At 60.8% G+C, this 22505-nt stretch carries 22 protein-coding genes; 13 read left to right on the top strand and 9 right to left on the bottom strand.

Annotation, left to right across the window (positions count from 1 at the left end):
* The 3 genes from BLW80_RS22575 to BLW80_RS22565 all read left to right on the top strand — a co-directional run bounded on the left by BLW80_RS22575 (position 1) and on the right by BLW80_RS22565 (position 3276).
* The gene (locus BLW80_RS22575; protein WP_093759765.1) at positions 1 to 1266 is read left to right on the top strand and encodes a TRAP transporter large permease; all 1266 of its coding nucleotides are present in this window, start codon (positions 1 to 3) and stop codon (positions 1264 to 1266) included.
* A 28-nt stretch (positions 1267 to 1294) separates the two neighbouring features.
* On the top strand, positions 1295 to 2278 hold the full coding sequence (locus BLW80_RS22570) for a TRAP transporter substrate-binding protein (RefSeq protein ID WP_093759763.1): 984 nt from the start codon (positions 1295 to 1297) through the stop codon (positions 2276 to 2278).
* A gap of 71 nt (positions 2279 to 2349) precedes the next feature.
* Positions 2350 to 3276, top strand: coding sequence for a dihydrodipicolinate synthase family protein (locus BLW80_RS22565; RefSeq protein WP_089263644.1), 927 nt, complete (start codon positions 2350 to 2352; stop codon positions 3274 to 3276).
* A gap of 78 nt (positions 3277 to 3354) precedes the next feature.
* On the opposite strand, the gene BLW80_RS22560 is transcribed toward BLW80_RS22565, so the two are convergent.
* Positions 3355 to 3504, bottom strand: a complete 150-nt coding sequence (locus BLW80_RS22560) for a hypothetical protein (RefSeq protein WP_170849725.1) — start codon at positions 3502 to 3504, stop codon at positions 3355 to 3357.
* Positions 3505 to 3665: 161 nt separating this feature from the next.
* Here BLW80_RS22560 and BLW80_RS22555 point away from each other — a divergent pair, with 161 nt between their 5' ends.
* Positions 3666 to 3914: a hypothetical protein gene (locus tag BLW80_RS22555; RefSeq protein WP_068732883.1), complete on the top strand. Its 249-nt coding sequence runs from the start codon at positions 3666 to 3668 to the stop codon at positions 3912 to 3914.
* Between the two features lie 37 nt (positions 3915 to 3951).
* On the opposite strand, the gene BLW80_RS22550 is transcribed toward BLW80_RS22555, so the two are convergent.
* On the bottom strand, positions 3952 to 4206 hold the full coding sequence (locus BLW80_RS22550) for a hypothetical protein (RefSeq protein WP_089262737.1): 255 nt from the start codon (positions 4204 to 4206) through the stop codon (positions 3952 to 3954).
* A complete protein-coding gene (locus BLW80_RS22545; protein WP_068732887.1) occupies positions 4206 to 4442 on the bottom strand; it encodes a hypothetical protein in 237 nt (78 codons plus the stop codon). The genes BLW80_RS22550 and BLW80_RS22545 overlap by 1 nt, the downstream gene beginning before the upstream one ends.
* Positions 4443 to 4661: 219 nt before the next feature.
* Here BLW80_RS22545 and BLW80_RS22540 point away from each other — a divergent pair, with 219 nt between their 5' ends.
* On the top strand, positions 4662 to 5717 hold the full coding sequence (locus BLW80_RS22540) for a HoxN/HupN/NixA family nickel/cobalt transporter (RefSeq protein WP_093759759.1): 1056 nt from the start codon (positions 4662 to 4664) through the stop codon (positions 5715 to 5717).
* Positions 5718 to 5727: 10 nt separating this feature from the next.
* Here the strand turns inward: BLW80_RS22540 and BLW80_RS22535 are convergent, their stop codons facing one another.
* Together BLW80_RS22535 and BLW80_RS22530 are read right to left on the bottom strand one after the other, a co-directional pair.
* Entirely contained in the window at positions 5728 to 6558 is an 831-nt protein-coding gene (locus tag BLW80_RS22535) for a class II aldolase/adducin family protein (protein ID WP_244528388.1), read from the bottom strand.
* 50 nt (positions 6559 to 6608) lie between these two features.
* Complete coding sequence (locus BLW80_RS22530) at positions 6609 to 7649, bottom strand: MBL fold metallo-hydrolase (RefSeq protein WP_093759757.1); 1041 nt, start codon at positions 7647 to 7649, stop codon at positions 6609 to 6611.
* Positions 7650 to 7794: 145 nt separating this feature from the next.
* On the opposite strand from BLW80_RS22530, the gene BLW80_RS22525 reads away from it, so the two are divergent.
* On the top strand, positions 7795 to 8475 hold the full coding sequence (locus tag BLW80_RS22525; protein ID WP_093759755.1) for a DUF938 domain-containing protein: 681 nt from the start codon (positions 7795 to 7797) through the stop codon (positions 8473 to 8475).
* Positions 8476 to 8588: 113 nt separating this feature from the next.
* Positions 8589 to 9827, top strand: a complete 1239-nt coding sequence (locus BLW80_RS22520) for an MFS transporter (RefSeq protein ID WP_093759753.1) — start codon at positions 8589 to 8591, stop codon at positions 9825 to 9827.
* Positions 9828 to 9915: 88 nt separating this feature from the next.
* On the opposite strand, the gene BLW80_RS22515 is transcribed toward BLW80_RS22520, so the two are convergent.
* Together BLW80_RS22515 and BLW80_RS22510 are read right to left on the bottom strand one after the other, a co-directional pair.
* On the bottom strand, positions 9916 to 11139 hold the full coding sequence (locus BLW80_RS22515) for an LON peptidase substrate-binding domain-containing protein (protein WP_093760077.1): 1224 nt from the start codon (positions 11137 to 11139) through the stop codon (positions 9916 to 9918).
* Positions 11140 to 11360: 221 nt separating this feature from the next.
* Positions 11361 to 12677 (bottom strand): ActS/PrrB/RegB family redox-sensitive histidine kinase, encoded by a 1317-nt coding sequence (locus tag BLW80_RS22510; RefSeq protein ID WP_089262725.1) that lies wholly within the window; start codon positions 12675 to 12677, stop codon positions 11361 to 11363.
* Positions 12678 to 12786: 109 nt separating this feature from the next.
* On the opposite strand from BLW80_RS22510, the gene BLW80_RS22505 reads away from it, so the two are divergent.
* The 4 genes from BLW80_RS22505 (at position 12787) to BLW80_RS22490 (ending at position 16983) form a co-directional block, all read left to right on the top strand.
* Positions 12787 to 13581 carry an ABC transporter ATP-binding protein gene (locus BLW80_RS22505; protein WP_093760075.1) on the top strand — a complete coding sequence of 265 codons (795 nt, stop codon included), beginning with the start codon at positions 12787 to 12789 and terminating at the stop codon, positions 13579 to 13581.
* A complete protein-coding gene (locus tag BLW80_RS22500; RefSeq protein WP_093759751.1) occupies positions 13578 to 14393 on the top strand; it encodes an ABC transporter permease in 816 nt (271 codons plus the stop codon). The genes BLW80_RS22505 and BLW80_RS22500 overlap by 4 nt, the downstream gene beginning before the upstream one ends.
* Before the next feature lie 136 nt (positions 14394 to 14529).
* Positions 14530 to 15855, top strand: coding sequence for a polyhydroxyalkanoate depolymerase (locus BLW80_RS22495; RefSeq protein WP_089262721.1), 1326 nt, complete (start codon positions 14530 to 14532; stop codon positions 15853 to 15855).
* Positions 15856 to 16146: 291 nt separating this feature from the next.
* Positions 16147 to 16983 carry a M48 family metallopeptidase gene (locus BLW80_RS22490; RefSeq protein ID WP_089262719.1) on the top strand — a complete coding sequence of 279 codons (837 nt, stop codon included), beginning with the start codon at positions 16147 to 16149 and terminating at the stop codon, positions 16981 to 16983.
* A gap of 50 nt (positions 16984 to 17033) precedes the next feature.
* Here the strand turns inward: BLW80_RS22490 and BLW80_RS22485 are convergent, their stop codons facing one another.
* Positions 17034 to 19307: a transglycosylase domain-containing protein gene (locus BLW80_RS22485; protein WP_093759749.1), complete on the bottom strand. Its 2274-nt coding sequence runs from the start codon at positions 19305 to 19307 to the stop codon at positions 17034 to 17036.
* Positions 19308 to 20266: 959 nt separating this feature from the next.
* Between BLW80_RS22485 and tcmP the strand changes: the two genes are divergently transcribed.
* A complete protein-coding gene (tcmP, locus tag BLW80_RS22480) occupies positions 20267 to 21163 on the top strand; it encodes a three-Cys-motif partner protein TcmP (protein ID WP_093759747.1) in 897 nt (298 codons plus the stop codon).
* On the opposite strand, the gene BLW80_RS22475 is transcribed toward tcmP, so the two are convergent.
* Positions 21119 to 21868, bottom strand: a complete 750-nt coding sequence (locus tag BLW80_RS22475) for a DUF5131 family protein (RefSeq protein WP_093759745.1) — start codon at positions 21866 to 21868, stop codon at positions 21119 to 21121. The genes tcmP and BLW80_RS22475 overlap by 45 nt on opposite strands.
* A gap of 215 nt (positions 21869 to 22083) precedes the next feature.
* Here BLW80_RS22475 and BLW80_RS22470 point away from each other — a divergent pair, with 215 nt between their 5' ends.
* Entirely contained in the window at positions 22084 to 22446 is a 363-nt protein-coding gene (locus BLW80_RS22470; RefSeq protein WP_093759743.1) for a hypothetical protein, read from the top strand.
* Positions 22447 to 22505 lie beyond the last annotated feature (59 nt).

Genomic DNA, 22505 nt, shown 5'->3' with positions numbered 1-22505 from the left:
ATGATCACCTTCGCTGCATTCACGGTGATCATGCTGGTCGGCGTGCCGATCGGCCTCTGTCTCTGCCTCGCCGGCTTCGTCTACATCATGGCGTCCGGCAATCCGGTGCTGTTCCAGTCCTATCCGCTGCAACTGTTCGGCGGCGTCGACAGCTACGGTCTGATCGCGATCCCGCTGTTTATCCTGATCGGCGAGATTATGAATGGCGGCGGCATCACCAAGCGCATCGTCGACATGGCGATGGCCTTTGTCGGCTCACTGAAGGGCGGACTGGCTTACGTCAACATTCTCGCCAACATGTTCATCTCCTCCATTCTCGGCTCGGCGACCGCACAAGTCGCGATCATGGCGCAGATCATGGTTCCGGAAATGGAGAAGAAGGGCTACGACAAGACCTTTGCTGCCGGCCTCACCGCCTATGGCGGCATGCTCGGCCCTATCATTCCGCCCTCGGTGATGTTTGTGGTCTACAGCGTGTTGGCGCAGGTGTCGGTCAGCGACATGTTGATCGCGGGCATCATTCCCGGTGTCATCCTCACGGTGATGTTTTGTGTCGTCATCGCGCTGATGGGCTACGTCTACAACTATCCGCGTGCGGACTATCAGACGCCGAAACAGCGTGTGATGACCATCCTGCGCACCTCGCCGACCCTTTTGATTCCCATCGTCATCGTCGGCTCCATCCTCGGCGGTCTGGCGAACGCAACGGAATCGGCTGCCGTCGGCGCTGTCGCCGCTGCTGTTGTCGGCAAATACTGGACCAAGGAATTCGAATGGTCGCAACTGCCGCAGATGATGCTGCGCTCGGGCATCTATTCGGCGATCGTGCTGTTTCTCGTTGCCGCTGCCGCCGTGTTTTCCTGGGTTCTGATCTTCGGCAAGGTGCCGCAGGAGACCGCGGCCTGGATCCAGACCGTCGCCAAGGATCCGATCAGCTTCATGCTGATCTGCAATGTCATCCTCTTGGTGATCGGCACGGTGATCGACGGCGTGCCCGGACTGATCATGACTGTGCCGATCCTTCTTCCCGTGGCCACCGAGATCTATCACATCGATCCTAGGCACTTTGGCGTCGTCGTCGTGATCAATCTCGTACTAGGCCTGCTGTCGCCACCTGTCGGGCTCTGCTTTTTCGTCGCCGCTGCCGTCACCGGCGCCAAGCCCGGCAAGATGTTCATGGTGACGCTGCCGTTCTTCTTCATCTCCTGCATCCTGTTGGTGCTGCTCTCGCTCTATCCGTATCTGTCTCTCGCCCTCATCAAGTAAGCCCCATACTCATCAAGGAGCCTCCGTCATGACCATCTCACGTCGTCGCTTCCTCGCCGCATCGGCAGCTGCTTCGGTATTTGCGCCGTCGCTCGCATTGGCGCAGGCCAAGGAACTGCGTCTCGGCCTGATCACGCCGAACGGCCATTCCTGGAACAAGGCTGCGCTGAAGCTCGCCGATCAGCTCAAGGAAGAGACTAAGGGCCGTCTCACCATGACGGTGTTTCACTCCGGCCAGCTCGGCAACGAAGCAGCGATGATGCAGCAGTTGCAGACCGGCGCGCTCGATATGGGCTTCATCCAGGCTGCCGAACTCGGTTCGCGCGTGCCGCATATCGCGGCGATCAACGCGCCCTATATCGTGCGCTCCACGCCAGCCGTGGCGAAATTCGTGCGTCATCCGGCGGCAGTCAAACTGTTCGACGTGCTTCCTGCGGAAACCGGCACCATTGGCCTCGGCTGGGGCATCACCGGCATGCGCGCGGTCTTCGCGGTCAGGGATCTCAACACGCTCGCTGACATCAAGGGCATGAAGCTGCGTATCAATCCGACGCCGGTCTATCGCGACTTCTACTCATCGCTCGGCGCCGCACCGACGCCGATTCCGACGCCGCAGGTGTTCGACGCCATGTCGAACGGCCAGGTCGATGGTCTTGAAGCCGATCTGGAATTCTCCTGGAACCAGCGCTTCGACAAGGTGTCGAAGTCGATCCTGCAGATGAATGCCGTCTTCATGCCGATGGCCGCGGTTGTGTCCGGCCGCGTCTGGCAGTCGCTGCCGGCCGCGGACAAGGAGCTGATCATCAAGGCGGTGAAGTCGACGCTCGATGCGCAGATCGACGAATTGGCCGCGGGTGAGCCGGCACTGATCGAGAATTTCAAGGGCACGTCGGTGCCGGTGCGTCAGGTGGCCGTCAAGGATACCGAAGCCGTCATCGCTGAATTCGACAAGATCTGGCTGCCCAAAGCGCCTGTGCTCGCCGAGCTGCGCAAGGTCGGCGCGACGATCTGATCCTCTAATTCTTGCCCATCATCCTCATCAGCCGGCGCGCTATGCGCGCCGGCATCACACGGAGTTTTGCCATGAGTCCCCGTATTTCCTGGGAAGGCGTCTTCCCGGCAGTCACCACCCAATTCCATGACGATCTGTCGCTCGACATCGACGCCACCGCGAAGGTCATGGACGGCCTGATCCGCGACGGCGTGTCCGGCCTGATCATCTGCGGATCGGTCGGCGAGAACACCTCGCTCGAGCGCAAGGAAAAGATCGCGATCATGGAAGCGGCCAAGTCGGTCGCGAAGGGCCGCGTGCCTGTGCTGTGCGGTATCGCGGAGTTCACCACGGCCTTCGCGGTGGATACCGCAAAGGAGGCTGCGCGTGTCGGCATCGATGGCATCATGGTGATGCCCGCTTTGGTTTATTCGTCAAAGCCGCACGAGACTGCCGCGCACTTTCGTTCGGTCGCCACGGCCACCGATCTGCCGGTCATGCTCTACAACAACCCGCCGATCTACAAGAACGATGTCACCCCCGACATTCTCGCCACACTGGCCGATGTCGATACGGTCGTCTGCTTCAAGGATTCGTCAGGCGATACACGCCGCTTCATCGACACGCGCAATATGGTCGGCGACCGCTTCGTGTTGTTCGCCGGCCTCGACGACGTGATCGTTGAGAGCGTGGCGATGGGCGCCGTCGGTTGGGTGTCGGGGATGTCCAATGCCTTCCCGCGCGAAGGCGAGACGCTGTTCCGTCTGGCCAAGGCCGGGCGCCTCAAAGAGGCGATGGCGATCTATGAATGGTTCATGCCGCTGCTGCATCTCGATGCGCGCCCGGATCTCGTCCAGTGCATCAAGCTGTGCGAAAACATCATGGGCCGCGGTACCGCACTGACCCGGCCGCCACGTCTGGCGCTGCTGCCGCATGAAAAGGCGGAAGTGGAGGGGATCATGACCAAGGCGCTGCGTCACCGTCCGATGCTGCCGGATGTCGGCCTCAAGGCAGCTTAACGACTCGTCGCTATCTGAAATTTATCGGCGCGTCAGTCGTGGCGCGCCGATGTCTTATGTAGCGATACCTTCGCACAGTTAGATATCTTCGTCGTCGCGATCGCGTTTCGGCGTGGCGATATCGCCGTCTTCCTCGTCGTCGTCAGGCCGCGGCGGCGTGGGGACGGGTTTTTGCTTGTCGTCCTTGGCCGGTTTGTCGTCGCGGGCTCCGCCCACTCGTCCGCTCATCATTTTCCCCGCCGGATTGCTTATGTTGACCTCATTCTGACCGTGATTGAAGCAGATATTGCCGTAATCCCGCAATTGCCCTGTGTTTTTCCGCATGACCGTGTAAACGGGGGCGAAGCCTGCCCGCTTTGAAATCGGGCGAATCTTGTTCTGGAGTGACGATGAAAAAACCGAAGTTAGAGCTCGACGAACCGCAGGCGCGCAAATTCATTCGCGCCGACAGGGCGCCGACCGAAGGTTATTCACTGGTGGTGGATGGCCATTTCAAATCCCACCACGATACGGTCGAAGCCGCGGAAGAAGCCGGCATGAAGCTGAAGAACCAGTTTCAGATGCTTCAGATCCAGGTCTACGATTCTGCGACCAAGACCCGTACCATGATCGAATGGCCTGCGCCGAGCGCGGCCTGAGATAGATCAGACCCTGCGAAAGCAGGTCCTGCGATAGTCAGGTCCTGCGGCCGCCGCTGCGCTGATCGGCGAGCCACGCTGCCAGGGCTTGTGCTTTTTCCGCCGATTTGCTCGACGATGTCTTGCTCGAAGACGTCTTGCCCGATTTCGTTGCGGTCTTCTTCTTGGCCGGCGCGGGGGGCGATACCGCTTCGCGGGCAAGGCGCATGGCCTTCAGTCGGGCCATGTTGTCGAGTACCGCTTTGGCCGCGGCGTCGCGTTCGGATTTCGTCGCTTTGTCGTCAGTTGGCATCAGCTCGTTTTCTTTTTTCTGGTAGCTTTCGGTTTGGGTTCGGGCGGGTTGGCCAGTTCTTCGGCTTCCCTGGCAAGGCGAAGCGCGCGCAGTTCCTCGGTCCGCTTGCGGATGGCGACATCGGCGGCCGCAATGTCGGCCATCGCCTTCACGCCTTCGGCTTCCTGCGCCGCCTTGCGGGCGAGCCGGATTTCCTTCAGTTCTGCGGGTGTCTTCTGTTCCTGTTCGGTGTCCATCAACGCCTCGGGTTAGGCCGCGCGATCGGCGCGCAGCGAACTCTGTGTCATTCTTATCACGTAGATATAGGAAGCGGCACCCCTGCTGCCACCTAACTGGCCGCTGCAGTTAATCGCTTTGTGCCGGAAATGCGGCGAATTCGACGCGAATGAGGCCAGGTTGCGTCCGTCAGGCCTTCCTGAGACAATCCGGTGGTAATCCGGACTGCAAGAATCTCCATGATCCGCACACTGTTCAACGATGGCGCCGACAACCTGCGCGGCCGCATCATCGCCATCTACGCCATTCTGATCCCGGCCAATGTGCTGGCCTGGATATGGGCCCTGATCGCCTTCCGCGACCAGCCGGTTCTGCTGGGCACCGCGCTGCTCGCCTACACCTTCGGCCTGCGCCACGCCGTTGACGCCGACCACATTGCAGCCATCGATAATGTGACGCGCAAGCTCATGCAGTCCGGCAAGCGGCCGCTGTCCGTGGGCCTGTTTTTCTCGCTCGGTCACTCCACTGTGGTCGTCGTAGCATCCATCTTCGTGGCGCTGGCAGTGTCGGCACTGCAGGAGAAATTCGCGGACTTCAAGGAAATCGGCGGCCTGATCGGCACGAGCGTCTCGGCTTTCTTCCTGCTGGTCGTGGCAGTGGCCAATATCTTCATTCTCGTATCGGTGTATCGCCTGTTCAAGGCAGTGAAGCGCGGTGAGCGATTCATCGATGAAGATCTCAATGTTTTGCTTTCGCAGCGCGGCGTCATCGGCCGCATGCTGCGTTCGGTCTTCGCCGTGATCTCGAAGAGCTGGCACATGTATCCGCTCGGCATCCTGTTCGGTCTCGGCTTCGACACCGCGACCGAAATCGCGCTGCTGGGTATCTCCGCCTCGCAAAGCGCCGATGGCATGTCGATGTGGTCGATTCTCGTGTTTCCTGCACTGTTCACGGCGGGAATGTCGCTGGTCGATGCGACGGACTCGGTCTTGATGGTGCGCGCCTATGGCTGGGCTTTCGTGAAGCCGATCCGCAAGCTGTATTACAACATGATCATCACGCTGGTGTCGGTGATCGTGGCGCTGGTGATCGGCGGCGTCGAGGCGCTCGGCCTGATTGGCCGCAAGCTCGATCTGTCAGGTAGCTTCTGGGACGGCATCGAAGCGCTGAACGAGAATTTCGGCGCGCTCGGCTACCTCATCATCGCGATCTTCATCCTGAGCTGGATGATCTCGGTGATCGTCTATCGCATCAAAGGCTATGACGACATCGAGGTTCGGGTTCACGAGGCCTGATGCGGCGTCGCTATTTGGGCGCCATCTTTTCCAGCGCGGCGCGCTTCCACAGATCCCAGGCCCGGCCATGGATCTGGTCGATCACAGCCAGCGTTTTCTGGCTTTCCTCGCCCAGCAGATAGCTCACGGATCCGCCAAGCGCGAGCGCCTGCGACTGCAGCTGCGCATTGACGTTGCTGTAATGGGCCCGAAACACTGCCATCGGAATTGTGCTCGCCACGACGACACTGCCATGGCCCCGCATCAGTGCCACGCTGCGGTCACCGAGCGTACTGGCTAGCGCCTTGCCCAGCTGCGCGTTGCTGACCAGCATGTTGCTCATGCCGGCGCTATCGCGGATCTCGAACACCGGCACGTCGGGAAACAGGAAGGCGCCGAGGTGGAACACCGGCCGCAGCGGCGTGCTGCTGACGCTGAAGGGGATGATCCCGGGCGAATGCGTATGGACGACAGCTTTGACATCGGGCCGGGCCTTGTAGATTTCGCCGTGGATGAAGCGTTCGAGAAAGCTGGCGCGTCCCTTCGCGTCGACGGGATTGGAGTCGAGATCGTATTCCATGATGTCGTCGGCCGTGACCAGCGCTGGCGCCACGGAGCGCCCCATCAGGTAGCGATTGGGATCGGTCGGGTGGCGCATGCTGACATGGCCGAAACCGTCGATCACATTGAGATCGGTTAGGACGCGGTTCGCCACTACTAGGTCTTGCATCAACGCCGGATCGACGGGGCCGGCAGATGTTGGCGCGGGGGGCTGTGCTGCGGTTTGTGCGGAGGCCGGTTGCAGGGAGAGTGCGAGCACAATTGCCAGCAGCATTGGCACAGCCGATCGTGTCGACGCCATGGTAGTCCTCCCCCTGTCGAGCGGCGGGTTGGTCCGCCTTGCTCGCTATATTATGCGGCCAACACCGGGCCGCCAGCTTTCTTCCACGCATCGATGCCGCCGTCCAGATGTGCGGCATTGTCGATCCCCGCATCCTTCGCGGCATTGACCGCCATGGCCGAACGTTCCCCAAAGGCACAGAAGAACACGATGCGGCGCTTGGTGGCAGTGGCGACCTCCCGCAACATGCCGCCGGGCTTGAGGCTGTCCGATATCGAAGGGTAGGGCGCATGCAGCGCGCCAGCGAGCACGCCGTGCTTGGCGCGCTCGCTGCTCTCGCGCAAGTCAACCAGCAGGATGGCGGGATCGCCGAGGTGAGCAATGGCCTCTCGCGGAGACAGCGCCAGGCCTTGCTTCTTCAGCGCGTCCGGCTTCAGCCCGACCTTCATATTGGCCGGGATCACCACATCCATCAGCTTCGGGTTCGGCAGGTTGAGCTTGCCCATTAGCTCGATGTAGTCCTCCACGGACTTCACCTGCAGCCGCGGATTGTAGCGCTTCTCTTCGCCGATGGTGCTCACGGTGTCGCCCTTGTAGTCGTGCGCCGGGAACACCATCGTCTCGTCGGGCAGCTTGAGCAGGCGGTTGAACAGTGAATCATATTGCGCCCGCGCGCTGCCGTTCTGGAAATCGGTGCGGCCGGTGCCGCGGATCAGCAGCGTGTCGCCGGTGAAGACGCGGTCGCCCATCAGATAGCTGTAGGAGTCATCGGTGTGGCCGGGCGTATACATCACATCGAGCTCGACGCCTTCGATCGTCACCTTGTCGCCGTCGCTGACACGCATGGCGACGACGTCGGCCTTGCTCTGGTCGCCCATGATGGTGACGCAATGGGTGCGATCGCGCAGTTCGGCAAGGCCGGTGACGTGGTCCGCATGGAGATGCGTATCGACCGCCTTCACAAGCTTCAGGTCGAGCTCGCGCAGCAACTGACAGTAGCGATCGACCTTTTCCAGGACCGGATCGAGGATCAGCGCCTCGCCGCCGTGGCGGCTGGCAAGCAGGTAGCTATATGTGCCGGACACACTGTCGAACAGCTGACGGAAGATCATAGGCGCACCAATTCTGCGTGGTCGATCCTTCTTCAGATCGGGTATTCGTCAGAATATTAACCCATTTGGCTGCGTTTGGACGATCTCTTTCTTCTCTTGTTCGTGAAGGCAAGTTCGGGATACTGCCCGCAGCAGTGAGGGCCTGATGGCGGAATATGTGGTCGAATTCGGTCGGGATGGCCGACGCGTGGAAGATGATGGCCGGCTCGATGCCGCAGCTTTCCATCGCAACCACGAGGCGATCTGGCGGGTTCTTGCGACTTTCCTGCAGCAGGCTTGCGGCGACGTTGTGGAAGTCGGCAGCGGCACCGGCCAGCATGTCATTCACTTCGCTGGACAAACGCCCGACATTACCTGGTGGCCGAGCGACCTCAACGACGCTCATCTCAAAAGCATCGCCGCCTGGCGCACCCATGCGAAATTGACGAATGTCAGACCGCCGCTGCGGATCGATCTGACCGATCCGGCATGGTGCCCGGAGATGGAGAACGGCAACGGCCCGGATGCTCTGCTCGCGGTGTTCTGCGCCAATGTCGTCCACATTGCGCCATGGCCCGTCGCCGAAGGTTTGATCGCGGGCGCAGCAAGATATCTGCGGCCGGATGGACGTCTCTTTATCTATGGCCCGTTCAAGCGCGGCGGCAAACATACGGCCGTGAGCAATGCCGTGTTCGACACCAGCCTGCGCGACGGTAATCCTGACTGGGGCGTGCGCGATGTCGAGGATCTGGAGCACGTCGCGCAGGGCGTCGGCCTTCGGCTGGCTGAGGTCATCGAGATGCCCGCCAACAATCTGATCCTTGTATTTGCCCGGTTGCCCGGATGATCAGCGCATGGTGCGTGCGCGCTGGCGTGTGTTGATCTGCCGCAGGGCGGTCGTCATAGTCGTGGCGAATAAAGACCCGGGACGAACCGGGCCACATCCGGGCGGATTTCCCCATGATCGACGCGGCTACACCAGAGATTCACGATGACGCGCGCGCACGTTCCAACGTGATGCGGCTGGCTGCGGCGCAGGCGCTTGGCGGTGCCAATTCGGCGGTCATCTTCGCCACCGGCGCCATCGTCGGTGCAACACTGGCGCCCAGCGTCTCGCTGGCGACGGTGCCGATCTCGGTCTATGTCGTCGGACTTGCCTGCGGGACGCTGCCGGTCGGCATGATCTCCCGCGCCTATGGCCGCCGCGTCGCCTTCATCATCGGCAGTGGTGCCGGTGCGATCTGCGGCCTGCTCGGCGCCATCGCGATCCTGAAAGCATCATTCGCCCTGTTCTGCTGCGCGACATTCTTCGGCGGCTTCTACGGTGCTGTCGCGCAATCCTATCGCTTCGCCGCGGCCGATGGCGCCAGCCCATCCTATCGCCCGAAGGCTGTCTCCTGGGTGATGGCTGGTGGCGTATTCGCCGGCGTGCTTGGCCCGCAGCTCGTGCAATGGACCATGGATATCTGGTCGCCCTATCTGTTTGCTGCGAGCTTCGCGGCGCAGGCGGTGGTTGCCCTGATCGCGATGGCGCTGCTCTCGACCGTGGATGCGCCGAAGCCTGCGCCTGCGGACATGCATGGCGGCAGGCCGTTGCTGGAGATCGTGCGGCAGCCACGCTTCATCGCAGCCGCGATTTGCGGCGTGGTGTCGTATTCGATGATGAATCTCGTGATGACCTCGGCGCCGCTGGCGATGAAGCTTTGCGGGCTGACGCTGAGCGATTCCAATTTCGGCCTGCAGTGGCACATCGTGGCGATGTATGGGCCGAGCTTCTTCACGGGCTCGCTGATCGCGCGCTTCGGTGCATCGAAGGTGGTGGCCGCAGGGCTGGCGCTGGAGGCGATCGCCGCGGTGATCGGCATCGCCGGAATCAGCGCGATGCATTTCTGGGTCTGTCTCGTCGTGCTGGGCATCGGCTGGAATTTCGGTTTCATCGGCGCATCCGCGCTGGTGCTGGAGACCCATCGGCCGCAGGAGCGCAACAAGGTGCAGGCCTTCAACGACTTTCTGGTGTTCGGCCTGATGGCGGTTGGCTCGTTCTCCTCCGGCCAGCTGCTGGCGAATTATGGCTGGCCCACCGTGAATGCCGTGGTCTTCCCGCCGGTCATTCTCGGCCTGGTCGCGCTGATCATGGCCGGCTTCGTCAAGCGCCGGGCGTCGCAGCAGGCCGCGGCGTTTCCCGATCCGGCTATCTAACCAAGGCGCATCACACACTTGCCGGCCTGGCGATCAACATCGCCCAAGCCGGCATTTGTGAACGACACTCCGAGACGTCCGGACGTCGTCAGGCCGTTCCTGTGTTTCCAGTGATCGAGGCAGCAACCAGTTTCTGGGTGATGCCTTGTCCGCTAAGCAAGCGGACAGCCGGACTTCTTGTTTCGGGAAAGATGGCCAGCAGGGTGTTCGACCCGCTCACTTCAGACCAGCCAAGCTCCTGCGCGTGAATCGCAGCACGCTGAGACACACGCACAAATGCTGCCGTCGGCTGGCCATTCTTGCCGGTCTCGATCATCAGATTTTTCAGTTCCTTATCGAGGTAGCGGATCAGGTCGGCTTTCAACGTGCCGAAATCGGCATTGCATTCCCGCAGCACCGCGGCGGCATCGGTGTCATCGACCAGTGCAAGTAACAGGTGCTCCAACGTTGCATATTGATGGCCTCTCTGGTCGGCATATTCGATAGCGCGTCGCCGTGTCGCGTGAAGCGCGGACGAAAGCGGCAGCGTCGACAGGTCGATAAGGGCATCGGCGCTTTTCAGCCTCTTTACAGGGTCGAGAGTCGCTAACAGCTTCTGCTTTTCGCTGATAGGCAGGACGATATGCGAGGCGATGACGTCGGCAACCCGTCCGGGGTCGAGGGTTCTCTCCAGCGGCGGCCAAATCGGTGGCACGCGAATGTCGTGAGCCGAAACGTAGCTCTCGAACCGCTTGACTGCCTGCTGGATCAGTTCGGGCTCATCAGGAATCGGACCCTCACTCACGCCTGTAACATCGGCTCTATACGAGCCAGTCTCGCCTACGAAACGCTGAATCACGACGCGTTGACGCCCCTGTGCCAGAACTCTGAGCGTGCCGTCATCAAGCCTTTGAATTTCAAGCAACTGGGCGAGAACGCCAATGTCGTAGATGTCCTCGAAGCCAGGTTCGTCAACAGTTTCGTTCTTTTGAATAGCAAGCACGACCTCCCGCTGCCGCGCGAAGGCATCTTTCAGAGCGAGTATTGTTTTCTCCCGCCCGACAAAAAGCGGGTAGGTCGTTGTCGGGAATGGAACGAGATCTCTCAGTGGAATGGCCGGGTAGCTTGATATTCCGGTTTGAAGCTTGACGGTTGCCGTTTCCGGAGACGTTCGACCGACTTGCAACATCGCGGACAAGGTATTCCAGTCAGCGACACCCAATACTCTCGATATCAGCTCCAGGCTTTCGCTGTGACTGATCGTGACGGCTTTGGTGGTGAGGTTTTCGCGCAGGGTCTGCGCCATAGCTTTTGCATCGCGAAAATCGCGCATCTGTTTCGTCCTTTGCATGAGCGAACCAGGAGGCATCAGGTGGTTGCGTTGCTGACCCGGTCGCTCGGACAAAGGGTGTCGGCAAAGGAAGCGATACGTTCACCGTCCCGTTCAGGGCGCAACCGGCAGGTCGTATCAACCAAGGTAAAATTGGCTCAAACGCGTCTAGCTGTCAATGAGGTGCAACTGTCGGCTGCGTTCACGCGACAGTGAGACTTGTATCAGTCGACATCGGCCAATTGGTCCGCGGTCTCGAACGCATCGCGCGGCCATGAGATTTGCACCACCGCGCCGTGATCGGGAAAGACACGATTGCTGAACGTTACCCTGGCGCCGGTACGCTCGAGCAGCGTGCGCGCGATGAACACGCCGAGGCCGAGGCCGCGGTGTTCGCCCTCCTCGGCGGGGCGCCGACGCGACAGATAGGGCTCGCCGATCCGCTTCAGCAGGTCTGGCGGAATGCCCGGGCCATCGTCCGAGATCGAGATCACGATACTTTCCGCATTCCACCAGGCGTTCACCTCGACCTGCTCCCGCGCGAAATCGACCGCATTCTCCAGAATATTGCCGACGCCGTAGAGGATCGCCGGATTGCGCATGCCGGCCGGTTCCGGGGCGTTGGCGACGGCGATGCGTATCTTGATGGCAATGCCAAAGTCGCGATGCGGCGCCACCGCTTCCTCGATCAGCTGCGAGAGCGGCATGCGGTCGAATGGCGCGCCGCTCGAATTCAGCTGCGTGATCTTGGAAAGAATCTCGCGGCAGCGCTGCGCCTGTTCGCGGACGGTCTTCAGGTCATCGGCAAGTTCCGGGTTGTTGTGGATGTTCTTCTCGAGCTCCCGGGAGATCAGGAAGATGGTCGAGAGCGGCGTTCCCAATTCATGCGCGGCAGCGGCGGCGAGACCGTCGATCTGGGTCAAATGCTGCTCGCGCGTCAGCACCAGTTCGGTGGCGGCGAGCGCGTCCGAAAGCTTGCGGGCTTCCTCGGTGACCTGAAATGCATAGAGGCTGGTCACGCCGATGGCAGTCAGGATCGAGAACCAGACGCCGAGCAGATAGATTTGCGGCAGCACCAGCGGTTCTGCGGAGTCCCATGGTAGCGGCAGATGAAAGAAGGCCAGCACGGTGGCAGAGGCTGCCGCGAGAACGCCGAGCGCGATGGTGAACCGCGTCGGCAATGCCGTCGCCGAGATCAGCACCGGTGCCAGAAACAGAAACGAGAACGGATTCTGCAATCCGCCGGTGCAGTAGAGCAGGCCCGCGAGCTCGATGATATTGAGCGCGAGCAGGGCAGCTGCGAAGAGCGGTTCCAGGCGGTGGACCGGATTGAACAGCGTCTGCAGCACGAGATTGAGGGTCGCCGACAGGCCGATGATCGTCACGCAGGGAATGATGGCGACGTCGTATTCGAGCCCCTGCACCACGACGAAGATCGCAGCCAACTGGCCGAGCGCCGCGAGCCAGCGCAAACGCAGGATCGTGTCGAGGCGAACATAACGGCGCGGCTGGCGAAAGTCGGAGGCGGAAATATCGGTCATATCAGGACATTAGACGCCCCGGGCGATGACCACAAACCCATGCGGGCTGCGGCCACTTGAAGCGCCCAAGCTTGCCTTCGCCGCCACAATGCCGCATGGAACGGCAGCAATGACGATTGAAGACACCAAGTCAGGTCATGCGGCGACGGTTGATCGCAATGCTGCGGCGGCGATCGACGTCGCTCATCTCGTCAAATTCTACAAGACCAACTGCGCCGTGGACGACATCTCGTTCAAGATCGCGCGCGGCAGCATCACCGGTCTCCTGGGCGGCAATGGCGCGGGCAAGACCACCACCATCGCCATGATCATGGGGCTGACGCTGCCGACCTCGGGAAAGGTGTCGGTGCTCGGCTGTGCGATGCCGGCGCAATCAGCCGAAGTACTCGGTCGGATGAATTTTGAAAGCCCTTACGTCGATATGCCGATGCGGCTCACGGTCCGGCAAAACCTCACCGTGTTCGGAAAGCTCTATGCCGTGCCGGACCTCAAGGGCCGCATCGCGCAACTGGCTGAAGATCTCGATCTCAAGGATTTTCTCGACCGCGCCAGCGGCAAGCTCTCTGCAGGCCAGAAAACGCGCGTCGCGCTGGCCAAGGCGTTGATCAATGCGCCGGAGCTGTTGCTGCTCGATGAGCCGACGGCCTCGCTCGACCCGGATACGGCCGACTGGATCAGGCGGCATATCGAGACCTATCGCAGGAGCAACAACGCCACGATCCTCCTGGCCTCGCACAACATGCTGGAAGTCGAGCGGCTATGCGACCGCGTCATCATCATGAAGAAGGGCCGCATCGAGGACGACGATAGCCCGGAGCAGATTTTGCTGCGCTATAACCGCACGACGCTGGAAGACGTGTTCCTCGACGTCGCGCGCGGTCGCGACCGGGAGCAGGCGCCATGAGCCTCGTAGAGCGGTCACACGGCATCGCCATGCATCGCATCAATGCGATGGTGCTGCGCTACTGGTATCTGCTGGTGTCGTCGTGGCCGCGGATGCTGGAACTGGTCTATTGGCCGGCGCTGCAGATCATCACCTGGGGCTTCCTGCAGAATTACATCTCGCAGAATGCCGGGTTCTTCGCCCAGGCCGGCGGCACGCTGATCGGCGCAGTGATCCTGTGGGACATCCTGTTTCGCGGCCAGCTTGGCTTCTCCATCTCCTTCCTCGAGGAAATGTGGGCGCGCAATCTCGGTAACCTGATGATGAGCCCGCTGAAGCCGATCGAGTTTCTGATCTCGCTGATGATCATGAGCCTGATCCGCCTCGCCATCGGCATCATCCCGATGGTGATTCTCGCAATGTTCTTCAAATTCAACCTGTTCGCGCTCGGCCTGCCGCTGATCGCGTTCTTCTGCAACCTGATCTTCACCAGCTGGTCGCTCGGTATCTTCGTGTCGGGTCTGGTACTGCGCAACGGCCTCGGCGCCGAGAGCATCGTCTGGACGCTGATGTTCGGGCTGATGCCGCTGGCCTGCGTCTACTATCCAGTCTCGGTGTTGCCGGCGTGGCTGCAATACATCGCCTGGATCTTGCCGCCGACCTATGTGTTCGAAGGCATGCGGGCGCTGCTGTTCGATCACACCTTCCGCGCCGACCTGATGTTGACTGCGCTGGCCATCAACGTCGTGCTGTTTATTGTTTCATTCGCGATATTTCTTGGGCTTTTGAACAGCGCCAGGCGCGCCGGAACGTTGATCTCCGGCGGCGAATGAGACCATTTATCAAGGGATAACCGCCGTTTTTACCGCCAATGGCCTGAAAGCCATGCGTGCGGCGCATTGACGCTTTCTTACGCAGACACCAGTATATACTGCAGCGCAAAAGCGGATGCTAAACGAGTGAGGACAGATGCCGATAGGTGAATTTGGCAGGCCGCCAGCCCTGCCGTCCGAGACGAGCCCGGCTCTGACCACCCCGATGTACTGGATGTATGAGATGGCCTACGCGTCGCTCAATCCGGCGCGCGCGATGACAGACGCTACCAGGATGCTGTTTCAGAATCCGCTGAATCCGTTTTCGCAGACTGAGTTCGGCAAGTCGGTGACGGCGGGCTGCGAATTGTTCGAACGCACCACGCGCCGCTACGGCAAGCCGGAATGGGGCCTGCACGATACCGACGTGAACGGCGTGCGCACGCCGATCGAGATTCGCTCGGTGTGGGAAAAGCCGTTCTGCCGTTTGTTGTATTTCGATCGCAAGCATCCGCGTCCGCTGCGCGCACCGCAGCCGCGCGTGTTGATCGTGGCGCCGATGTCCGGCCATTATGCGACATTGCTGCGTGGTACCGTCGAGGCCTTCCTGCCGACCCATGAGGTCTACATCACCGACTGGTCGGATGCGCGTCAGGTACCTCTGGCCGCGGGCCGCTTCGATCTCGAAGACTACATCGACTATGTGATCGAGATGTTCCACGTGCTCGGCGGCAACGTCCATGTTCTCGCCGTCTGTCAGCCCGCCGTGCCGGTGCTTGCTGCGGTGTCGGTGATGGAAGCCGAGAACGATCCCTATGTGCCCCTGTCGATGACGCTGATGGGCGGCCCGATCGATACGCGCCGCAATCCGACCGCTGTGAACAATCTCGCTGCCGAAAAGGGCATGGATTGGTTCCGCAACAACGTGATCACCAAGGTGCCGTTTCCGCATCCAGGTATCATGCGCGACGTTTATCCAGGCTTTTTGCAGCTCAGCGGCTTCATCAGCATGAATCGCGACCGCCACGTGGAAGCACACAAGAAGCTGTTCGAGAACCTGGTGAAGGGCGATGGCGATCTCGTGGACAAGCATCGCGAATTCTACGACGAATATCTGGCGGTGATGGATCTGACTGCAGAGTATTACCTGCAGACCGTCGACACGGTGTTCGTCAAACATGCGTTGCCGAAGGGCGAGATGACCCATCGCGGCAAGCCTGTTGATCCGTCGAAGGTCGTCAACGTTGCGCTGATGACCGTCGAAGGCGAGAACGACGATATTTCCGGCCTCGGTCAGACCGAAGCGACGCATATGTTGTGCAGTTCGATCCCCGATGAGCGTCGTGTGCATTACGTTCAGAAGGGCGTTGGACACTACGGCGTGTTCAATGGATCGCGATTCAAATCTGAAATCGTGCCGCGCGTATCCGACTTCATGCTGAGCGCAGCAAGCGCGCGCCATCGCGCCGCTGCTGCGGAGTGATTCAACACGCGCACATGCGGTGACGATGCATCGTCATCGCATGTGCGCGATCACCATCGATGAATCGAAAACAACATCGTTGAAATGCGCGATCATCGCGTGTGAGTTGCGATGGCGCGCTTTCTAAGCCCTTGAAAATAGGCATGGAAACCGGATTTTCCGCCTATTTCTAGCAGCGGTGCGCGATTCACTCTTAGATTCCGAAATTCAACGTTCTTTTGAATCCAGATTCCTGTTCCGGACCCCATCCGGTAGGGGACAAATCGCCTTTTGACCCCGTATATTGGGCAAATGATTTGTTTTTGCGCCGAGCAATTCCCGTGGCGGCGGTTATGGCAGAATCCGGTCGATCTACTGACGACCGGGACTACTGACATGGCCTTCCGCGCACTTCTCTACCGCCGCCCCACCGAACCAGACACGCTTGCCGTCAAACACGGCTCCCAGATCTTCGCCATACGCCTGCGCAGGCACCGCCGTGCGACGCGTTACACGCTGCGCATTCATCCGAGCGAGCGCGAAGCCATCCTGACCATGCCGCCGCGTGGGTCATTGGCCGATGCAAAGGACTTTGCACAACGTCATGGCGCCTGGATCGCCGCGCGTCTTGGTCGTTTGCCGAAGGCAGCACCGTTCGAACACGGCACAACGGTTCCGTTGCGGGGAACTCCGCATAGAATCGTGCACCGTGCGGGGCGGGGGACGGTATGGACCGAGACCCGCGACAACGGCGAGAAGATCATCTGCGTCGCCGGCGATGTCGAGCATATCGACCGACGTATCCACGATTTCCTCAAGCGCGAAGCCAAGGCCGATCTCGTCAAGGCATCGAACCGCTATGCGGCGCAGCTGAACGTCAAGGTGAAGCGGATCTCGATCCGCGATCAGTCGAGTCGCTGGGGGTCCTGCACCACCGAGGGCTCGCTGTCGTTCTCGTGGCGTCTGATCCTCGCGCCGCCCTTCGTGCTGGATTATCTCGCGGCCCATGAAGTCGGGCATCTCGTCGAGATGAACCACTCGGTGAAGTTCTGGCGCGTGGTCGGGCGCATCTGCCCGGCGACCGAACGTGCCAAGGCCTGGCTCGATACCCATGGCAACGACCTGCATCGCTTCGGCGTGCAGGACTGAGCTTCTGTCCCGGCCGCGGTGCTGTGCATCGTGTCCGGGACGCTCGCTCACTATCTCCCGAACAGTCGCTCCGTCAGCCAGCCATCGAGCCCGCTCGCGGCTTCAGGCCGCACATTCTGTTGTGGCTGCTGGCGCGCGGCGGGGTAGTTGGTTTGCGTTGGCGCCGGCGGTTGCGGACGATAGCCGTTATAGACGGGGGCGCTTGGCACGTAGCCGCGTTCCGGTGGCGCTGATGGCGACGGTGCGCTCGATCCGGGCAGCAGGCTCGACAGCGCCTGGCCGATCGGATTGGTGCTGAACGAATTCGACGGCGCTAGGCCCGGCACGGGCTGCGGCTGCAGGCCCTGATGCGCCGTCTTCATGAAGCGCGACCAGATCTCCACGGGCAGTCCGCCGCCGGTCGCCTTCTTGGTCGGCGAATTGTCGTCATTGCCGAGCCAGACGCCGGTGACGAGCTGCGAGGTGTAGCCGATGAACCAGGCGTCGCGGAAATCCTGGCTGGTGCCGGTCTTGCCGGCAGCGTACCAGCCCGGCAGTTCGGCCTTCTTGGCGCTGCCGGATAAAATCGTCTGCTGCATCATCGTGTTCATCATCGCCACAGCGCGGCCGTCGATCACCTGGCTCGCCGTCTCCGCCGGCCGCGTATAGAGCGTCTTCTTGCCTTCCACGGTGCGGATGCGGTTCACCACATGGGGCGAGACGGCGAGGCCGCCATTGGCAAAGGGCGCATAGGCGCCGACCAGTTCGGTCATCGACACTTCTGAGGTGCCGAGCGCGATCGAGGCATTGGCTTCCAGCTTGGAGGCGATGCCCAGCCGATGCGCCGTGCGCACCACGCTGGCCGGGCCGACCTCGATGCCGAGCCGCACGGCCACCGTGTTCAGCGACATCGACAGCGCCTGGGTCAGGGTCACCGAGCCGAAATATTCGTGGGTGTAGTTCTCCGGCTTCCAGCCCTTGATATCGATCGGCGCGTCGGTGCGGATCGTCTCTGGCGTCAGCCCCGCCTCGATGGCGGTGAGATAGACGAACGGCTTGAAACTCGATCCCGGCTGGCGCTTCGCGGTCACCGCGCGGTTGAACTGGCTCTCCGAGTAGTTCCGGCCGCCGACCATGGCGCGCACCGAGCCGTCCGGCGTCATCGCCACCAGCGCGCCCTGCGTGACGTTGAACTTCACGCTCTTCGCAGCGAGTTCGTCGATGATCGCGGCTTCGGCCACGCTCTGCAGCTTGGGATCGATGGTGGTCTCGACGATGATGCTCTCGTCGACCTGGCCGACGAGATCGTCCAGCACTTCGCCGATCCAGTCGGCGACATAATTCACCGTGCCGGCGCCGACCGGCTTGACGTTGTATTGCGGCACGCCAGTCGCGCCTTTGGCCTGGGCTGCGGTGATGAATTCGGCGTCCTGCATCGCCGCCAGCACCACCTTGGCGCGCGCCTCGGCGCCTTCCGGATTGCGGTTCGGGGCGAGGCGCGACGGTGACTTCACCAAGCCCGCCAGCATCGCCGCTTCCGCCACCGTGACGTTCTTGGCCGGCTTGCCGAAATATTTCTGCGCCGCAGCTTCGACGCCGTAGGCGCCGGAGCCGAAATAGACCCGGTTGAGATACAGTTCCAGGATCTCCGCCTTGGAATGCTTGCGCTCCAGCCAGAACGCCAGCTCCACTTCCTGCAGCTTGCGCGCCATGGTGCGCTCCTGCGTCAGGAACAGGTTCTTGGCGAGCTGCTGCGTCAGCGTCGAGCCGCCCTGCGACACGCCGCGATGCATCAGGTTTGTCGCCGCCGCGCGCGCGATGCCGATGGGATCGACGCCGTAATGCGAATAGAACCGCCGGTCCTCGATGGCGATGAACGCCTTCGGCAGATAGGGCGGCAGATCCTTCAGCGACACATTGGCGCCGGCCTGTTCGCCGCGCGTCGCCAGCACCGTGCCGTCCATGCCGACGATCTGAATCGTCGGCGGGCGCTTCGGAATTTCCAGCGATTGGATCGGCGGCAGATGCGCGCCGACATAGATCACGACGCCGACAATGGCGATCGCCGCCCACAGGCCGAGCACCGCGCCCCAGTAGAACAGCCGCTTGACGCCTTTGCCGAGGCCGCCGGAGCTGCGCGCCTTGCTGGATGTCCGGGATTTGCGCGGCTTGTCGCCGCCGCCATTTGAGCTTTCGCGTTTCGGCGCCTGCTTGGGCGTTTTCTTCGGCCGGTCATCGCCGCCGCCGGGCACGCGATCATCCGCCGTGAGGCGCAGATCCGACAGCGCCGCACCGAGCCCAAAGGTCGGCTCCTTGCGCCCGCTCTTTTTCTTGCCCCACGCCATACGCAAACACCACGCCACCCGATACCGCGAGCCTAGCCTCCGCGGTTTAAGGGGCGGTTACGCAGAAGTTAACGTAAGGGAAACGCGGTTCCATTCTCACCTCTCCCCGCGCTTTGCGGGGAGAGGTCGAAAGCTTCGCGCAGCGAAGGTTTCGGGTGAGGGGCCATGCACGATGCGCAACAGATGCGCGGTCTTCGCGGGTCGTTCTGTACGAAGAGCGTTGCCGATCCGAGAGTGATCCTTTCGCGGAGGCCTTGTGCCACGCCCCTCACCCGGAGTCGTCGCTTCGCGCCGTCTCCGACCTCTCCCCGCAGAGAGCGGGGCGAGGTTAAGAGGACACGCCTCACGCGCTCACGCACCGATTCACCTGTCAAACAGCCACGTCCAGCAAAAAGGGAAAATCTTACCACCGCCCACGCGCCGTCCGTATCGCGCCCGTGGCGCAAAGCGGGTGGACCGATTTTCCCCCGCGACAAATGAGGGGGATGACGCGCCGAAAGGCGCAATTGGGTCGTTCTCGCGTTTCGCTTCGGCCTTGCGAAGGCCCTTGCGATCCGCGCATCGCCTTTCGGCGCGCCATCGCGGCTTTTCTGTTCGAGGGACCGCGCTTCCGGGTACTGGGCAGGACTAATGAAAGTCCTCCGTTCCGGTCAGGCTTTCGCCTGCCTTCACCCGCACCCGTCCAGCCGTTTCCGGCAGAGCCCCGTAGTGGGCCCGGACGGTGACCCCCGACCTCCCGAGTCCGTGCTTGCGAGGCACGTCCGCGGGCGCCGCATCCAAACTCCACTTCGAAAGCGCCCTCGAGAAGCGCCCCTCGTGAGTAGGACGGAAGGAATATAGTCTGATCCGTAAAGGTGTCAACTGGTGAACAGCTAAAAAGTTAGTTCAATCTTGTTCTCGCGTACTGGTTGAGGCATTCTAACTTGAGGGTCTGGGGAGGCTCCGAGTGGGGCTTGTAGATGATCGATCACGAGTTTGGAGGTCAGCACACCGAACTCAAGCTATCCATCATTGAAGGATATCTACGTGCATTCACGACCGCTCTAAGGCCTCACTTTAAGAACCTTTGGTACATCGACGCCTTCGCTGGGACAGGCAGTCGCACAGTGCGAACAGAGCGAAAGGGAGCCTCTCTAGTTGAGGCACCAGCCGACGAGGTGGTTGAGCGCCGGCGCGGCTCGGCTCAAATTGCTATCGATACGCGCCCACTCTTCGATTTTCTCGTATTTATCGAAAAGAATAAAAATTACGTAGCTGCACTAAACGATCTAGCTGCACACAATCTTCAGCGGAAGATTGTGGTCGCGGAAGAAGATGCCAATACAGCACTGCGACAACTGGTGGACAACAACAGATGGGATGACAAGAGAGCTGTGGTCTTCCTTGACCCATACGGAATGGAGGTCGAATGGTCCACACTAGAAGCACTTGCTTCAACAGAAGCAATTGACGTTTGGTTCTTGTTCCCACTAGCAGGTCTATTTAGACAGGCAACGCGTCGCCTACCGGATATCGATGAATCTAAGCGTGCTGCGCTTACGCGTATGTTCGGCTCTGCAGCGTGGGAGTCGGAGTTATATCCTGTTGAGGCCGCCGACCTGCTGGGTGCCATTCCAGAACGGCGAAGGGACTTGGACCCACGCGGACTTGAAGCTTATGTTCAGAAGAGGCTCAGCACCATATTTAGTAAAGTTCTCAAACCGTTGGCATTGCCCGTTCGCAAAGGGCCACAGATGTTCTCGCTTTTCCTCTGCATCTCAAACAAGACGCCAAAAGCAATCGGCTTGGCAACGAATATCGGGAGTCATCTTTTAGACCCGAAGCGGCATCTCATCAAAAGTTCGACCACGAAGTAGGCGGCCAGCTGCTTTCTTGTTCTTCCCGCCCCACTGCTTAAAGAAGAATGCTGCCCCTGACCGCCGGCACATAGCTTCGATCTCATCTACCCATTCGAGTTTCATCTCGCGTGAGCGCGGGCCGCTCTCCCCGCCAACGATCACCCAATGAATTCCTCGTAGGTCGCCCGCGGCAACAGATCCAATGAGTGGTTCTAGCGATACAAACCGCACTGCTGCCGGCACGGCTCTAATCGCATCTAGGCGATTGAGAACGCGGCCATCTTCGACGCTTGTGCCAAGCCACACATTCGGAAGTACGGAAAAGCCCGGATGGTTGAGAATCTGCGCCATCCGCTCCGGGCGCTTTGTCAAAATCTGATAGGTGTGGCGCGGCGTGTCTTGCATCACCTTCCAGACACGACGGATAAACTCGACTGGCACATCGTCGTGAAACAGGTCGGACATAGAATTCACAAAGACCTTGCGCGGCTTCGACCATGATCGCGGCGCATCGAGTGATTTTTCATCGAGACGAATTTTCCCGGTCCAAACGGCTCTGCCTCCGCTCTTGCGAGTAAGCCCTTTGTATTTTTCAGCGCCCATCGCATCGAGTCTGGCGGCCATCCGCATTGCGTAGCAGTTTGTACATCCAGCTGTCAGCACGGTACATCCGGCGACCGGATTCCACGTTGCGTCAGTCCACTCGATTGATGTGTCAGCCATAGGAGCCTCTCAAGTTCCTATAGAATCTCAAGAAAGTGGTTAGATTTAGTTACTCAGTCTTCCAAACCTACTCAATAGAGGCGGCGAAAATCTGCGCTCGCGATGTCTCCCACATCATCGCCGCATTGACCTCACTAAACTACCACACCCACTCCAGACCTTCTGCACACTTCCCCGCTAATGCTTCGCTCCTTCCCAACCGGAAAGGACCAACCATGCGCATCATCACAGCGACGGCCATCGCGGCCATTCTTTCGCTCGGCACGCCGGGTTTCGTGCTCGCACAGGGAGCGGCGAACCAGACTGAAAAGGCGCCGGCCAAGTCCGGCGGGCAGACCAGCGCCAAGATTTCCAGCATTCAGGTGGTGGATGTGAAGCAATTATCGGATGCGGTGAAGGCGCAGGTCGAGGAGGTCGTGTCGAAATCCAGCGAGGAGGACCTGAAGGCGCTGCGCGCCTCGATCGATGCCTCGCCGGCTGCAGCCAATGCGCTCAAGGAAAAGGGCATCAGTTCGGCGCAGGTGGTGGCGATCAATATCGCCGACGGCGTGCTGACGATGTTTGCGAAGACGGCGTAGGTGTCGTTGGGCGGATGGACCTGTCGCCATAGGCGGAGCGGGATCATCCGCCCCTCGCA

The sequence above is a fragment of the Tardiphaga sp. OK245 genome, from assembly GCF_900108575.1.
In the GTDB taxonomy this organism is placed as follows: Bacteria; Pseudomonadota; Alphaproteobacteria; order Rhizobiales; family Xanthobacteraceae; genus Tardiphaga; species Tardiphaga robiniae.
This window is presented reverse-complemented; position numbering and strand designations above follow the sequence as displayed.